The organism is Flavobacterium sp. N1994, from assembly GCF_025947145.1.
Lineage (GTDB): Bacteria > Bacteroidota > Bacteroidia > Flavobacteriales > Flavobacteriaceae > Flavobacterium.
Genome location: NZ_CP109999.1, coordinates 1,899,173 through 1,914,724, shown reverse-complemented (window position 1 = coordinate 1,914,724; position 15,552 = coordinate 1,899,173). Strand labels below are relative to the sequence as shown.

The 15,552-nt window shown below is 34.8% G+C and carries 16 protein-coding genes and 1 riboswitch; of the genes, 10 read left to right on the top strand and 6 right to left on the bottom strand.

Translation table 11 applies throughout. The features are described from left to right. Positions 1-294: 294 nt before the first annotated feature. Both OLM53_RS08515 and OLM53_RS08510 read right to left on the bottom strand, forming a co-directional pair. The gene (locus tag OLM53_RS08515; RefSeq protein ID WP_264519809.1) at positions 295-726 is read right to left on the bottom strand and encodes a phosphate-starvation-inducible PsiE family protein; all 432 of its coding nucleotides are present in this window, start codon (positions 724-726) and stop codon (positions 295-297) included. A 30-nt stretch (positions 727-756) separates the two neighbouring features. Continuing rightward, positions 757-1,887 (bottom strand): linear amide C-N hydrolase, encoded by a 1,131-nt coding sequence (locus tag OLM53_RS08510; protein WP_264519808.1) that lies wholly within the window; start codon positions 1,885-1,887, stop codon positions 757-759. 531 nt (positions 1,888-2,418) lie between these two features. Between OLM53_RS08510 and OLM53_RS08505 the strand changes: the two genes are divergently transcribed. After that, the gene (locus tag OLM53_RS08505; RefSeq protein WP_264519807.1) at positions 2,419-3,123 is read left to right on the top strand and encodes a hypothetical protein; all 705 of its coding nucleotides are present in this window, start codon (positions 2,419-2,421) and stop codon (positions 3,121-3,123) included. 117 nt (positions 3,124-3,240) lie between these two features. Here the strand turns inward: OLM53_RS08505 and ahcY are convergent, their stop codons facing one another. Beyond that, positions 3,241-4,557 carry an adenosylhomocysteinase gene (gene ahcY / locus OLM53_RS08500; protein WP_264519806.1) on the bottom strand — a complete coding sequence of 439 codons (1,317 nt, stop codon included), beginning with the start codon at positions 4,555-4,557 and terminating at the stop codon, positions 3,241-3,243. Between the two features lie 137 nt (positions 4,558-4,694). Between ahcY and OLM53_RS08495 the strand changes: the two genes are divergently transcribed. Then, entirely contained in the window at positions 4,695-5,366 is a 672-nt protein-coding gene (locus OLM53_RS08495) for a 4'-phosphopantetheinyl transferase family protein (RefSeq protein WP_264519805.1), read from the top strand. On the opposite strand, the gene OLM53_RS08490 is transcribed toward OLM53_RS08495, so the two are convergent. Then, positions 5,363-5,650, bottom strand: a complete 288-nt coding sequence (locus OLM53_RS08490; RefSeq protein ID WP_264519804.1) for a hypothetical protein — start codon at positions 5,648-5,650, stop codon at positions 5,363-5,365. The genes OLM53_RS08495 and OLM53_RS08490 overlap by 4 nt on opposite strands. 133 nt (positions 5,651-5,783) lie before the next feature. Between OLM53_RS08490 and OLM53_RS08485 the strand changes: the two genes are divergently transcribed. The 5 genes from OLM53_RS08485 to OLM53_RS08465 all read left to right on the top strand — a co-directional run bounded on the left by OLM53_RS08485 (position 5,784) and on the right by OLM53_RS08465 (position 11,464). Further along, positions 5,784-6,497: a geranylgeranylglyceryl/heptaprenylglyceryl phosphate synthase gene (locus OLM53_RS08485; RefSeq protein WP_264522437.1), complete on the top strand. Its 714-nt coding sequence runs from the start codon at positions 5,784-5,786 to the stop codon at positions 6,495-6,497. Then, complete coding sequence (gene pnuC, locus OLM53_RS08480; RefSeq protein ID WP_264519803.1) at positions 6,497-7,114, top strand: nicotinamide riboside transporter PnuC; 618 nt, start codon at positions 6,497-6,499, stop codon at positions 7,112-7,114. The genes OLM53_RS08485 and pnuC overlap by 1 nt, the downstream gene beginning before the upstream one ends. Continuing rightward, complete coding sequence (locus OLM53_RS08475; protein ID WP_264519802.1) at positions 7,081-8,682, top strand: DUF4301 family protein; 1,602 nt, start codon at positions 7,081-7,083, stop codon at positions 8,680-8,682. The genes pnuC and OLM53_RS08475 overlap by 34 nt, the downstream gene beginning before the upstream one ends. Continuing rightward, positions 8,672-9,073 carry an alternative ribosome rescue aminoacyl-tRNA hydrolase ArfB gene (arfB, locus tag OLM53_RS08470; protein ID WP_264519801.1) on the top strand — a complete coding sequence of 134 codons (402 nt, stop codon included), beginning with the start codon at positions 8,672-8,674 and terminating at the stop codon, positions 9,071-9,073. Before OLM53_RS08475 ends, arfB begins: the two co-directional genes overlap by 11 nt. 51 nt (positions 9,074-9,124) lie before the next feature. Beyond that, positions 9,125-9,219, top strand: a riboswitch (TPP riboswitch). 85 nt (positions 9,220-9,304) lie between these two features. After that, on the top strand, positions 9,305-11,464 hold the full coding sequence (locus tag OLM53_RS08465; protein ID WP_264519800.1) for a TonB-dependent receptor: 2,160 nt from the start codon (positions 9,305-9,307) through the stop codon (positions 11,462-11,464). Positions 11,465-11,496: 32 nt separating this feature from the next. Here the strand turns inward: OLM53_RS08465 and OLM53_RS08460 are convergent, their stop codons facing one another. Next, positions 11,497-11,964: a hypothetical protein gene (locus OLM53_RS08460; protein WP_264519799.1), complete on the bottom strand. Its 468-nt coding sequence runs from the start codon at positions 11,962-11,964 to the stop codon at positions 11,497-11,499. Between the two features lie 161 nt (positions 11,965-12,125). Here OLM53_RS08460 and greA point away from each other — a divergent pair, with 161 nt between their 5' ends. The 3 genes from greA (at position 12,126) to OLM53_RS08445 (ending at position 14,224) form a co-directional block, all read left to right on the top strand. Continuing rightward, positions 12,126-12,602, top strand: coding sequence for a transcription elongation factor GreA (greA, locus tag OLM53_RS08455; RefSeq protein ID WP_264519798.1), 477 nt, complete (start codon positions 12,126-12,128; stop codon positions 12,600-12,602). 1 nt (position 12,603) lies between these two features. Then, entirely contained in the window at positions 12,604-12,993 is a 390-nt protein-coding gene (locus tag OLM53_RS08450; protein WP_264519797.1) for an HIT family protein, read from the top strand. A 79-nt stretch (positions 12,994-13,072) separates the two neighbouring features. Beyond that, positions 13,073-14,224, top strand: a complete 1,152-nt coding sequence (locus OLM53_RS08445; RefSeq protein ID WP_264519796.1) for a transglutaminase domain-containing protein — start codon at positions 13,073-13,075, stop codon at positions 14,222-14,224. Here OLM53_RS08445 and OLM53_RS08440 read toward each other — a convergent pair. After that, complete coding sequence (locus OLM53_RS08440; RefSeq protein ID WP_264519795.1) at positions 14,221-15,375, bottom strand: sensor histidine kinase; 1,155 nt, start codon at positions 15,373-15,375, stop codon at positions 14,221-14,223. The two genes, OLM53_RS08445 and OLM53_RS08440, sit on opposite strands and share 4 nt — an antisense overlap. Positions 15,376-15,552: the final 177 nt, after the last annotated feature.

Here is a 15,552-nt window from a genome sequence, read left to right as displayed (position 1 = left end):
TCCTTCGTCAGAATGACAAGATGGTTTAGATTACCAATCCTTTTACAAGGTTGTATTCGCTGGAGTCTTGACCGTATTGTGATAATACCATGTCTTTGATTCGGCGGGCGGTTGCAGATAATTGTTTGAAACCGTCTCTTCTTGATGCGATTACGGGTTTGTAGACTGCTAGTTTTTAGATACTAAGGCTGTGGTATTGATGTTTTCCAAGCATCTATTTCGTTTGGTTATGACATTTTATATCCAAATTAATTGATATCCTACTATTACTTTGACAGAAAAGTAAAAGTTGAATTATTCCTTTTGCTTAGTAATTCTTCTTCTTACGTTATCATTAAGTAGAAAATAACCAACACAAATTGTCAATATCAAAATTGAAATACCCAATTCAGTTTTAAATTCTATATGTTTAACATCCATAATAATAACTTTTCTAGATATTGCCGTTAATGCGATAAGCAGAATTAGTTTGACTTTACGCAAGACATTTTCATTAGCCCCTTTGAAGGTTTCCAAAATTTCTAATGCAATGATAATGTTAAAAAATAACGGAACACCAGTAAGCGCTATTGATTTATTACCCAAAATGGAAGCATCACAAACCTCAACGTAGAATAAATGAATAAGGTCAAGTATCTCATAAATAACAAACAAAAATAGTAGAATGGAAAGGGTATAATAAATTGTTTTTTCTGCTATGTGAAGGGCTTTATCTATAATATTCATTTTTTTAATTTAATTAGGGAACTAAAGGGGTTACTTTTTTTTTGTCTTCCTTGGATGTGGTGTTACATCTTTTACAGAGTTTTCCTTGTTAACGTCATCATCAATGATTTGCTCTTTAATTTCAGAAAAATCAATCGACTTCAAGTCTATTTTCCGTATCTCCCTATTCCACATGGTATGGTAATAATATACTTTTTCCTTTAAATCACAAGAGGAAGTAACTTGTGTTGCGCTAACAATATCGCTTGGCATTTTATCCGAAGGAACTTGAGCTCCAAGCGGGATGTTAAAATTATCTAGAATTCTAAACGATTCAAATACAGCTTCTGTAGAGGTTGATAAGGGTCGACATGATGCCGTAAATGCAGCTGCTCTGACAAATCTTGATGGAGGTGTAAAGTCACCTGGGATGCCTAAAAAACCAGACCCACCACCTGTTGGATTTAATTCATAGTTTCCAAACTTTTGCTGTTGGTTCGGTGAAGTAGACAGATTCAGATAGTTTCTCTGATTAATAATGTGCCAATCATAAGTAGGCGAATTTGTAATAACATCCAAATAAGGGTCGTAAATTTTCACTTCACCTTTATTTACTATTTCAATGACTCTACTGTTTCCACTAGGATCAACTATTTTAAAATGGAAAGGAAGTTCTGCTCCACCAAAGTCTTTGTTTTCAACACTCACAACAACAACATCATTTAAGTGCGCTAAAACTTCGTCTACAGTTTTAAAAGAAGATAGCATCCACTGCATCAAATCACCAACACTCATTGATTTCGAGGCTTTAGTTTTGTCGTATACAGAATATTCCGCATATCCAGGCAAATAATAAACCCCTACATATAAACCTTCTTCATTTAGCCCATCTGGTCCATAAGGCTGACCATAAGCAGTAAGGGTAACAAAACCGTATTTACCCTTCCAATTCTTGCCATTAAATCCCATAGGGGTCTGTGCTTTAAACTCCTTGTTTCTTGGAACAACTAATAGTTGGTTATGTTGAGCATCATTTAATGCCCATTCTACAGTTCTAGCAACAATGACGCCACCATCTTTTGATTTCAAAGTAATGCCTGTACAAGCATAAAGAGGTGAGGAAATTAGTGAAAAAATAAGGATAGTAATAATGCTATTTCGAAGTAAGTAATTTTGTTTCATCTTTTTTTGTTAGGTTTTGTATTGCAATCTGTATTCTTTTAGATTTTTACTAAACTTCCATGTAAATACCCATATTTCATGTACCGACAAAAGTTTATTTTAGTTGTATGTGTTCAAAAATAAATAAAAAAGATTACAAAATAAAAATTACTTTACTGACAACACCCCACTCCGCAATGTCACCAGACTATGAAGACGCCTGCTGAACGCTTTAACACACCTGCTGACCGTTATAATACACTTGCTGAACGTGTTAATGAGGTCGCTCACCTTTTAAATGCACTTGCTGAGTTTGTAAATACACCTGCTTAGTGCATTAACGCACCTGCTGAACGTTTAAATACACTCGCTCACTTTATTAATGCATCTCCTGAAGACTTAAATACACTTCCACCCCTTATAAACACGGCTCCTATAACCATAATACGCTAATCTTCAAGAGTTAAAGTTTTCTTAAAAACGGTATTTCCTACATTTTTGGCATACAATTTGATTTTCAGAAAATACTATTAATCAATAAAAGTAGAAATCATGAGTTCAAGTTCCAGAGCTTCCTTTAGCTCACGTTTAACAGAAGGGGAAAAACTAATTGAGTACCTAAACACGTTCACCGCTTATGCACCTGGTGATGATGCCCTTACCGCATCAGCTTTTCAAGCCCAAACTTCCGCACTACATGTAGTGCAAGAAGAACACACTTCAAAACATTTCGAGTATTCAAAAGCAGCTCTAGACCGCCGCAAGTTCTTTGACAACGAAAACAATTCCATCTCAAAACTCCTCTCACCAATTGGAGCCAATGTTCGGGCCAAACTAGGAAATGATTCCCAACAATACCACGACATCAGCGCTCTAGTAAAAAAGATACGAGGACAAAGAAGAATCACAGTCACAGAGAATTCTCAAGAAGAAACCATCAGCCGTTGTGAAAACTCTTTCGGTAGCCGCCTAATCTATTTCGGAGACATGATTACGCTCCTAACAAAGTTCGACACAGATTATGCCCCTATCAACGATAGAATTAAAATAACAACGATGCAAGAATTGCTAAGCAAAGCAACAGCAGCGACCAACATAGTCTCTCAAAAACTCGCTGTTTACAAACCATTAATAGCAACACGAAGAGATGGCTTCAAACAACTCTCCGCCACCGCCAAAAGGATCAAAGACATGGTCTTATCACAATACGGACAAGACTCCACAGAATACAACCTAGTAAAAGGATTGGTAATCTAAACAATCTTGTCATTCTGACGAAGGAAGAATCTCTTCCAAAAACGAAAAAACCCTCACAGTAATGCGAGGGTTTTTTAATATGCTAATAATCTAACAATCTAATAATAAAAAGTCTGATTAATATCTGTAATACTCTGGTTTAAATGGTCCTTGAACTTCAACCCCAATGTAAGCCGCTTGCTCATCATTTAAAGTCTCTAATTCAACACCCAATTTAGCCAAGTGTAAAGCCGCTACTTTTTCATCTAAGTGTTTTGGTAACATATACACTTCGTTTTTGTAGGCCGCACTGTTATTCCATAACTCTAATTGTGCTAAAGTTTGGTTAGTAAATGAGTTACTCATTACAAAACTTGGGTGACCTGTAGCACAACCTAAGTTTACCAAACGACCTTCTGCCAAGATAAGAATGTCTTTTCCAGCGATAGTGTATTTGTCAACTTGTGGTTTGATTTCTACTTTAGAAGCACCGTGGTTTTTGTTTAACCAAGCCATGTCGATTTCGTTATCAAAGTGACCAATGTTACAAACGATAGTTTTGTCTTTCATTTGCTCGAAGTGGCTTCCCATTACGATATCTTTATTTCCTGTAGTTGTGATGATGATATCAGCATTTCCTACTACAGTGTTTAATTTTTTAACTTCAAATCCGTCCATAGCTGCTTGTAAAGCACAGATAGGATCGATTTCAGTTACAGTAACGATAGAACCTGCACCTCTGAAAGAAGCAGCAGTACCTTTACCTACGTCACCATATCCACAAACTACTACTCTTTTACCAGCCAACATAATGTCAGTAGCTCTTCTGATAGCATCTACAGCTGATTCTTTACAACCGTATTTGTTATCAAATTTAGATTTAGTAACCGAGTCATTAACGTTGATAGCTGGCATGAATAACGTTCCGTTTTTCATTCTTTCGTACAAACGGTGAACACCAGTCGTAGTTTCTTCTGATAATCCTTTGATACCAGGAATCAATTCTGGGTAACGGTCGAATACCATGTTAGTCAAATCACCACCGTCGTCTAATATCATGTTCAATGGTTTTCTGTCTTCACCAAAAAATAAAGTTTGCTCAATACACCAGTCAAAAGACTCTTCGTCAAGACCTTTCCAAGCATATACTTGAATACCAGCAGCAGCAATAGCCGCAGCCGCTTGATCTTGTGTAGAGAAGATGTTACAAGAAGACCAAGTAACTTCAGCTCCCAAAGCGATTAATGTTTCAATAAGAACCGCAGTTTGAATTGTCATGTGAAGACATCCTGCAATACGAGCTCCTTTTAAAGGTTGGCTTGCACCATATTCAGCACGAAGTGCCATTAATCCTGGCATTTCAGCTTCTGCCAATTCAATCTCTTTTCTTCCCCAAGCTGCCAAGTTAATGTCTTTAACTTTGTAAGCTACAAAAGGTAATGTTTGTGTACTCATCTATTATGTATATTTGTTTTTTAATTTCGGTGCAAAGCTACATAATAGGATAGAATTAAAAAAACGTTTTTTGCTTTTTTATGATTTGTTAAAGTACTTAATTTTCTGAAAAACAAACAGATAATTTAAAAATCACTATGCCACTACTCAAAGTCAAAGATTTAAATGCCACCACACAAGTATGGGTTTGGGAAATCACCGAGACCTTTGATGAACTGTTTCAGAGCGTTGCCTTAAAGGATGTTTCTTTGGCCAGAGTAGAAAACATGAAATCCGAAGGGCATCAAAAAGGTTTCCTAAGCGTAAGAAGGTTGTTAATGGAGGCCGGCTACACCGATTTTGATTTGTACTACGATGAATTTGGGAAACCGCATTTGAGGGAAGAAGCAAGAAGCAAGAAACAAGAATCAAGAGAGAATACAGGAGCTAAACATATCTCTATTTCGCATTCACATGACTTTTCAGTAATTGTCTTAAGCGATGTAAACATAGGTGCCGACTTAGAAATCCTAAAAGATAAAACCTTGAAATTAGCCCCAAGATTTATGGATGTTTCGCATTTGGCAAACCTTACTGCCGAAGATCAATTGATAAAAGCTACTGTGGTTTGGGGGATAAAAGAATCTGTCTTTAAAATCAAAAATGAGATTGGCATTAGTTTTAAAGATGATATTTTCGAAAGCGAATTTAACTTATCTGATAAAAAATGTAGTGTAGAACTGCGTTTTAATAACAAAGTCGAACACTTCGATATTGTATTCGACTTTATTAAAAACTATGTTTTTGTTTGTGCTTTTGAAGCTAGTTAAATGAAAAACACATTTAGTGTAATAGCAATAACACTAAGGATTACACTAAAAATAGTCATGTTAAAAACGGTCTTTGGAGATAGCTGCGCCAAGATACCTACATTAACTACAGTGCAAGTAATAGCTACAAAAGCTAACTGAATCATTTGTACCAATGAGTTTCCGTTTTCCAAAATATACATAGCGGCAGCTCCGCCTAAACAACTTTGACCGATAATAATCAAAGCGGCAAATCCAACATAACTTTGCTGGAAATCATGAAGTGTTTTTTGATAAAGTGTCATAATCGTGCGATTTTATGAGTTATAAGAGCAAAGCTATCGCACTTAGCGTTCCAAAAAAATGACATAAATCATATTTTGAATTTTTTTTCGGAGGTTTAAAAAAGGGTTACCTTTACCCACCTATAAAAAAAGACTGCAGATGTTGCATAACCAAATGGTATCGGCCAAAAAAGAAAACCAAAAATTATTAGCCATTTTAATCGATCCCGATAAAGTGATGATAACTGATATTTCCCTTTTAGCAGAAAAAATTAATCAATCGCCAGCGACTCATATTTTTGTGGGAGGAAGTTCGTTTGAAGGCTATCATTTGGATGACATTATAGTAGCTTTAAAACAACATACAAAGTTGCCCATTTTACTTTTCCCAGGAAATCCATCCCAGATTTCAGGTGAAGCCGACGGCATTTTATTCTTGATGTTGCTTTCAGGAAGAAATCCAGATTATTTAGTAGAACACCAAATCAATGCGGTACCTATTTTGGAAAAGACCCAACTCGAAATCATTTCAACAGGCTATATTTTAATAGAAAGCGGCAGTGAAACGGCTGTGGAAAGAGTGAGTCAAACTAAACCGTTGTCAAGAAACAATCCCGAGTACATTGCGCAAACAGCAAAAGCAGGAGAACTCATAGGCAACAAACTTATTTATCTGGAAGCAGGAAGTGGAGCAGCCAATGCCGTTCCTTTAGAAGTAATAGAAATGGTTTCAAAAAGTATTGCGGTTCCTTTGATTGTTGGAGGCGGTATTCGTTCCAAAAAGCAAATAGACGAAGCCTACGCAGCAGGAGCTGATATGGTAGTGATTGGGACAGCCTTTGAAAATGATATAAACTTTTTTGACTAATGCTGGAGTTCCTCTTCTCACAATACAAAGACTATCCGATGCATGAAATTGTATTGGAAGTGGGTGCCATACTCTTTGGATTGTTGAGTGTTTGGTTTGCTAAGAAAGATAACATTTGGGTTTTCCCCACAGGGATTATTAATACCGCGATTTATACTTATTTGCTTTGGAAATGGTCTTTGCTAGGCGACATGATGATTAATTTTTATTATGTAGTGATGAGCATTTATGGTTGGTATCACTGGACGCGTAAGCAAGGAGATGTAGTGGAATTCCCAATTTCTAGAATGACTTTGTCAGAAAAGAAATGGTCGCTTGTGATTTTTGTGTTAACAGTGCTATTTGTGGTGGCGGTTTATACATTTTTTGATAAATTTACCCACTGGACATCTTACGTTGATACGATAGTTACTGGAATTTTCTTTGTCGGAATGTGGTTAATGGCAAGACGGAAAATAGAGAACTGGATTTTATGGATTGTGGGGGATATCATTTCTATCCCAATGTATTTTGTCAAAGGGTATTCGTTTACGAGTATCCAATATTTAATTTTTACAATCATTGCCATTTATGGCTATATAGAATGGAAGAAAACACTACAACAAAAGATAGTTTAGCGAAAAAGCACGGTTTTACAGAATCAGATTTTGAGCAAATAAAAGCTATAGGGATTCCTTTGGATAAAATCGAAGGAGAACTTTTGTTGTACAAATTAGGCATTCCAAAAATCACACTCGAAAGACCAGCCACCATTAATGATGGTATTGTAAAATTATCGAACGAAGACTTTCAAAGCTATTCGGATTATTTTGACGCCAAGAAAGACAGATTAAAACTTAAAAAATTTGTTCCAGCTTCTGGAGCTGCTAGTAGAATGTTTAAGTTTTTAAGTGAGTTCCTGAATGATTTTGACCATGAAAACGAAACCATAAACGCTTACATCAATAGAAAAAGAGACAAAAACCTTCCCACGTTCTTAGCTGGAATCGAAAAGTTTCCTTTTTATGATGAAGTAAAAGCGAAACTAAAATCACTCCATGAGAATTACTATAAGATGGAAACTCATGAAAAAAGTTATCATTTCATTAAAACGATGTTGGCTTCAGAGCATTTTGATTTTGCCAACAAACCCAAAGGGGTTTTAGATTTTCATAAATACAAAACAGAAATTGTAACTCCAGTAGAGGAACATCTCAATGAATGTGCTTATTATGCTAGTTCTAACTCGGTTTCTCATTTGCATTTTACCGTTTCAGATCACCATGAAAATTTATTTGAAACCATTATTGAAAAAGTAAAGCAAAAGATTGAAGATAAGACTAAAACCAAAGTTCATATTAGTTATTCTCATCAAGATAAAAGAACAGATACGATTGCCGTTACACCCAACAATGAGCCTTTTCGCAGTGAAAATGGGCAATTAGTTTTTAGACCAGGCGGGCATGGCGCATTGATCAATAATTTGAATGACCTTGAAGCAGATATACTATTCATTAAGAATATTGATAATGTAATTCAGAATCACATTCAGGAAATTACCTTATATAAAAAGGCATTGGCGGGATTGTTACTCGACTTACAACAGCAGATTTTCAAAATTTTGAGAGCAGTTGAAAACAATACCATTTTAGAAAACGATATTCCAGACATCATTGTTTTCATGAAACAAAAGTTGAATATTGATGTATTAGAAGATTTCTATAAATATACTATTGAGAATAAAATAGCTTTTATAAAAGACAAGTTGAATCGTCCTATCAGAGTTTGTGGCATGGTGAAAAATGAAGGAGAACCTGGAGGTGGCCCATTTTGGGTGAGAAGTTATCAGGGCAATGTTTCCTTGCAAATAGTAGAAAGCTCACAGGTTGAAACCAACAATATAGAGCAAGCTCAGATTTTAGCCAAAGCCACTCATTTTAACCCAGTAGATTTAGTATGTGCGACCAAAAATTATCAAGGCGATAAATTCGATTTGATAAAGTTTATAGACCATAGTACTGGGTTTATAGTACAAAAAAATAATAAAGGGAAAGACTTAAAAGGCTATGAATTACCCGGACTTTGGAATGGAGCCATGGCCAAATGGATTACTGTTTTTGTTGAAGTACCCTTGGTTACTTTTAATCCAGTGAAAACCGTGAACGACTTACTTAAACCCGCACATCAACCTCAATATGGAAACTGAAAAGATACTAACGGAAATAAGCTTCAAAGCCGTTAGAAGTTCGGGACCAGGAGGACAAAACGTAAATAAAGTGGCTTCCAAAGTGGTGCTGACTTTTGATTTAGTGAATTCTGCAGCACTTGACGAAGAGGAAAAGGAACGAGCCATAAAAAAATTAAAATCGAAACTTACTTTAGAAGGCATTTTAATATTAAACTGCGATGAAGATAGAAGTCAGTTAAAGAATAAAACTATCGTAACCAAACGATTTTTAGACCTAATAGAAAAAGCTTTACTAGTTCCAAAGAAAAGAAAACCTACTAAGATTCCAAAGTCGGTTGTAGAAAAGCGATTAAAAGACAAATCCACCCTTTCGGAAATAAAACAAAACCGGAAAAAGCCGGAACTGTAAAATCTAACAGTCTAAAAATCCAATAATCTAAAAATCTTTTTTACTTTTGTCCCGTCTCAAAAGGGGTGCTCTAAATAACGAGCTGAGATTATACCCAATGAACTTAGAACAGGTAATGCTGTTTAAGGATTTGACGAAAAGCTAAAGTGCACGTTAGTCGTACGTCAGGAGTATCAATTTAATTTTTAACAAAGAATAATTACCTCTTTTTATTTGTAAACTATTTTACGAATGAAAACTTTATTCAAATTTAGAAGCAAGAAGCAAGAAGCAAGAAACAAGATTGTAACTGGTTTTTTTCTTTACTCTTGTCTCTTTCCACTTTTCTCTTTCTCTCAAGAAAAAGTAAAAGATTCTGCCAAAGTCAACCAACTCGATGAAGTATTGGTTTCCGCAGTTCGGGTTACTTCAAAAACACCAGTTTCGTTCAGCAATCTGGACAAAAAGGAAATCAAATTCCGAAATCTAGGACAAGACATTCCAATTTTAATGAACTACATGCCTTCAGTTGTTACCACTTCAGATGCTGGGAATGGTGTGGGGTATACAGGAATACGTGTCCGCGGAAGCGATGCTACTCGGGTGAATATAACTATTAACGGAATTCCATACAACGATGCCGAAAGTAGTGGAACCTATTGGGTAAATATGCCCGATTTTGCTTCATCAGTGCAAAGTATGCAATTGCAACGTGGCGTAGGGACTTCAACTAATGGTGCTGGAGCTTTTGGCGCGAGTTTGATCTTATTGACCGATAGCTATTCCAAAGAAAGCAGTGGCGAGATTTCAAATTCTTTCGGAAGTTTTAATACCCGAAAACATACTGTTAAATTTAGTTCGGGCTTATTGAACGACCATTTTGAATTGGCAGGAAGATTGTCCAATATTGATTCGCATGGTTATATTGACCGAGCTACATCAAGTTTGAAATCGTATTTCTTGCAAGGAACTTATGTTGGAAAAACCACTTTAATTAAAACCTTAGTTTTTGGCGGAAACGAAAAAACCTATCAGTCCTGGTATGGTATAGATGCTCAAACGATGGCCGATGACAGAACTTTCAATTATGCTGGAATGTATTCAGATGCTCTTGGCAACACGCGTTTTTATGATAATCAAACCGATAATTATCAGCAAGATCATTATCAATTGCACTGGAGTGAAAGAGTTTCTGAAAACTGGAGTACGAATGTCGCTTTGCACTATACCAAAGGGAAAGGCTATTATGAAGAATATCAAAACGCACAAAACTTTGCCGATTATAATCTAACACCAATAGTTATTGACGGAACTACTATCAACACCACCGATTTAGTGCGTCAAAAATGGTTGGATAATGATTTCTATGGCACTACATATTCTATCAATTACAAAAAAGACAAACTTGATTTAATTGCGGGTGGTGGTTGGAATAAATATGAAGGCAAACATTTTGGAAAAGTGATTTGGGCTCGATATGCCTCAAATTCTGAATTGGGTGATCATTACTATGATGACAATGCGACCAAAACAGACAATAACATTTTTGTTAAAGCCAATTATCAATTGACCAAAGAGTTGAGCTTGTATGGTGATTTACAATATAGAATGGTCAATTATCGTGCTGATGGAGTTCAACCTGTTTTGGTTGACGATACTTTCCGTTTTTTCAATCCAAAAGCAGGATTGAATTATAGTTTTAATGATAAGAACACGTTGTATTTCTCTTATGCCAAAGCTAATCGGGAGCCTAATAGAACCGATTATGAAGGAGGAAATGTAAAACCCGAAAAGTTGGATGATTATGAATTAGGTTGGAGATATGCTTCTGAAAAAATAAAATGGAATACCAACCTCTATTACATGGCCTATAAAGACCAATTAATTTTGACTGGAAATCTGGATAATGTTGGCAATCCAATTCGTTCCAATAGTGAAAAAAGCTACCGACTAGGTTTAGAAATAGATGCCACAATAGCCGTCTCAAAACAAGTAATTATTCGTCCGAATTTCACTTTAAGTCAAAATAAAAATCTGGATTTGAATGTGTTAGGAAATGATGTTGGCACCAAAAACATTGCCTATTCCCCTTCAGTAATTGCTGGAAATATTTTAGTTTATAAACCTTTAGAAAGTTTGCAGCTATCTTGGCTTTCAAAATTTGTAGGGGAGCAATACCTAAATAACATTGAATTACCAGCAGCAAAATTACCAGACTATTTTGTAAACGATTTTAATGTGGCTTATGAAATTAAACCCAAATCCATTTTTAAATCTATTGTATTAACAGGTTTAGTGAATAATATTTTGGACAAACGCTATGTTTCCAATGGCTATATGTATGATGTTACTCCTTATTATTATCCGCAAGCGGGAATTCATTTTTTAGCTGGACTAACATTGAAATTTTAGAATAAAAAAAAGGCCCATATTTTGGGCCTTTTTTAATTGTATATGATTAAATTATCACCACTTATTTCAACCTGATAAGGTTTCATGGTATATTGCTTACCTGGACTTTGTCCTGAGAATAGACTATATACGGCATTATCACAAGCACATTTTGCATCGATACCATTAATATTCATTGGAGAAGTACAACTAGAAAAAGTTTGATTCGGACAAGCTAAATCAAAGGCGTTAAAACTACTACCCGTATTAAAAACCACAATTCCACGAGCCCCTTGAGAATAATCAACGATATGATTGCTTGGAAATTTAAGATTGTTATATTGAGGCAGATTTAAATTCAGTTGTAAATTAACGGGATAGTTTGGAATATTAGGATTGTTGTAATTAATCCTACTTCCGTCACAACAAAAGATAAAAGGAGAAAACACCAACAAGATTAAAATCCTTTTACTCACAAGTAGTAGTTTGTTTTTCGGGAGTTCGTGAATCTTCGATTTCATAGTAAAATTATTTGAAATACATAGCGAAACAAATTTAATTTAATTAACTTTGACAAGCGTTACTAAACGTAATTAAATTTAAAATAAAATTAAAATAATATCTTTGCAAAAAGAAATCCCGTTCCGATGGGATTTTTTCTATTTATATAAAACAGGATAACATGAGCACAGTATCGTATTACACAGCAGAAGGATTAAAAAAATTAAGAGAAGAATTAGACCAACTTAAAAGTATAGAAAGACCAAAAGCGTCGCAAGCCATTGCTGAAGCTAGAGATAAAGGAGACTTGTCTGAAAATGCAGAATATGATGCTGCAAAAGAAGCTCAAGGAATGCTTGAAATGAGAATCGCCAAACTGGAAGAAATTCATTCCAATGCTAGATTGATTGACGAAACACATCTTGATGTTTCTAAAGTTTTGGTTTTATCTAATGTTAAAATCAAAAATCAGCAAAACGGAATGGAAATGAAATATACCTTAGTAGCTGAAAGCGAAGCAGATTTGAAAACAGGAAAAATTTCTGTTACTTCTCCAATTGGGAAAGGATTATTAGGGAAATCTGTTGGGCAAATAGCTGAAATTACTGTTCCAAATGGAAAATTAAACTTCGAAGTTTTAGAGATTTCTAGAGACTAATATGGCTAGTATTTTTACCAAAATAATTGCTGGAGAAATTCCTTGCTACAAGATAGCAGAGGATGATAATTTCATAGCCATTTTGGATGTAAATCCGAATGCAAAAGGACATGCACTTTGTATTCCAAAACAAGAAATCAATAAGATTTTTGATATGGAGGAAACTCTTTATTTAGGCTTAATGAAATTCTCCCGAAAAATTGCCAAAGCCATTGAAAAAACGGTTCCATGCAAACGAATAGGAGTGGCGGTAGTTGGACTTGAAGTGCCTCACGTTCATGTACACTTGATTCCACTTCATGATATGGATGATATGCGTTTTCAAAGAAAAGTTGCTTTAAGTCAAGAAGAATTCGAAAAGTTAGTTTCGGATATTCGAAGTAATTTATAACCTTATTTTAATTACAAAATAGGAAACCTGCTAAGTTCTATAATTTTGCAGGTTTTTTTCATAGTATCAAATTAGCTATATGAGACTCATTTTAGTGTTTTCATTTTTATTTCTAACTCAGTTTTCCATTGGGCAAACTAGCGAGGGTTATTTGAATATTGACAAAACCATTGCTAAAATACCAGATAGCTTAACTACGACAACTTCCAAAATTGCAAGTTATATCACTGCCAATTTCAAAACCGAAAACGAAAAGATTAGAGCGGTATATTATTGGACAGCAAGCAACATTTCTTATGACGTTCCTAATATGTATGAACCCAATTATTTGGATTCACAACAAGTAAAAATCACCAATACATTAAAATCTAGAAAAGGGGTTTGTATTCATTATGCTGAAGTCTTTAATGATATTGCTAACAAAGCAGGTATTAAAACCTATATCATTGGCGGATATACTAAACAACTTGGAGTTATCGCTACTATTTCTCATGCTTGGTGTGCTTCATTTATAGACGGAAAATGGTATATGTTCGATCCTACTTGGGGCTCAGGTTATGTTGATGGGAAAAAATTTGTGAAGAAATTCAATACTACTTACTTTAAAGTTGAGCCTAGTAAGATGATTGCATCGCACATGCCTTTTGATTATTTATGGCAGTTTCTAAACGCTCCGTTGACTAATCAAGAGTTTGTTAGTGGGAAGTCAGATGCCAAAAAACCTAAAATAAATTTTGATTACCCATCCGAAATCGACAAGTATGAAAAATTGCCCGATGGTGAAAAGGCTTTTGAAGCTTCAAAGAGAATTGAAAAAAATGGAGTGCTCAATAATTTAATATCAGAACAATTAAAGGATAAAAAAAACGAGTTCACCGTATACAATCAAAATCAAAATATTGAAAAACTAAACGGAATTACAGCCAATTATAATGAAGCAGCTGCTTCTCTTAATGATTTTTTTATTTTTAAAAGCAAGAAATTCAAGCCTACTCAACCAGATGATATACTCAAAAAAATGATAACCGACATTAAGGATAAATTGGTTACTTGTAGAGATGAGGTTTATACTGTGGGTGCTGTTGGTCAGCAAAACATCAATAATTTAGCGAATTTAAAAAAACTGATTTTAGACGCTCTTACTCAAGTTGCGATAGAAGATAAATTTGTAACAGAGTATCTGGGCAAAGGACTTATAGGGAGAAAGATTATGATAAATACCAAAAATTAACCACTAATTTTTTTATAAGAAACCTGTATGGTGGTGCCTTTTCCAACTTCGGAATTCAACACTTTTATTTTCCCTTTGTGATATTCTTCAACGATTCTTTTGGTTAAAGAGAGTCCTAATCCCCAACCTCTTTTTTTGGTAGTAAAACCAGGTTCAAAAATACGTTTGAATTGTTTTTTTGGGATGCCTTTACCGCTATCTGTCACTATAATTTTTACCAAATTATTTTCATTTTCAATTACTATTAATAGTCTGCCTTTTCCCCGCATCGCATCAATGGCATTTTTGACTAAATTCTCTATTGTCCAACTATGCAATGCCGTATTGAGTGAAACCATGATAGGTTCTTTTGGAGCTTCAAAAGTAAAAGTAACTTGTTTTGAAAACCTCGATCTCAAATAATCAAACGACTGCTCAGTTTCAGCAATAATATCTTTAGGTTCTAATATGGGTTCTGAACCAATTTTTGAAAATCTATCGGCAATGGTCTGTAAACGATTAATGTCTTTCTCAATCTCACTCACCGTAGTTTCATCCACATTATCGGCTTTCATAATTTCGAGCCAACCTAATAAGGAAGATAAAGGTGTGCCAATTTGATGTGCTGTTTCCTTTGCCATTCCAGCCCAAAGCTTATTTTGAGTGGCCATTTTGGTGCTTTTGTAGAAGTTGTAAACAACAGCGCCAAATAGAAAAATAATCAAAAGCAACGCAATAGGATAGTATTTCAGTTTGTTGAGCAAAGAAGAATCGCCATAATACAGATTATGCGTCTGATTTTCAGAAATCCGCATCACAATCGGCTCATTTTGATTTTTTAATTTTTGCAAAAAAGCATAAAGTTTAACCTTATCTTTTAAAATATCGGGATCGATATTATTGGTATTAATTATAGAATCTTTTTCAGTTACAATGATAGGAATATTAGGTTCCCGAATAATTTGAAAAGGGAGTTCCATATCAACATCTGCATTGGGATCAGCGCTATTAATTTTTTTTTGAGCTAAGGCCCAATTTTCCATTTTAATACGTTCTTCGTCTTTAAAAATTTGAAAAAAAGAATAGGTATTCCAAAGAATCAAAACCACAATAAAGAATGAGGTCATAATGATAATCCAACGGGAGATATTTCTTTTTTCGGAAAACTGCATTGTGAAATTTTTTATAAATATAGACAAAACTACCAAAGTTTGAAAAGAGCAATACAGAATCCTCTTTAGTCCTGATGGTAGTGGTTACCATGTAAAAGCGAACAGCAGGAATAAGGATGGCAAGAATGCCCAAACCAACCGCTCCTAAAATCAATTAAAATTGTATTTTTGGAAAAA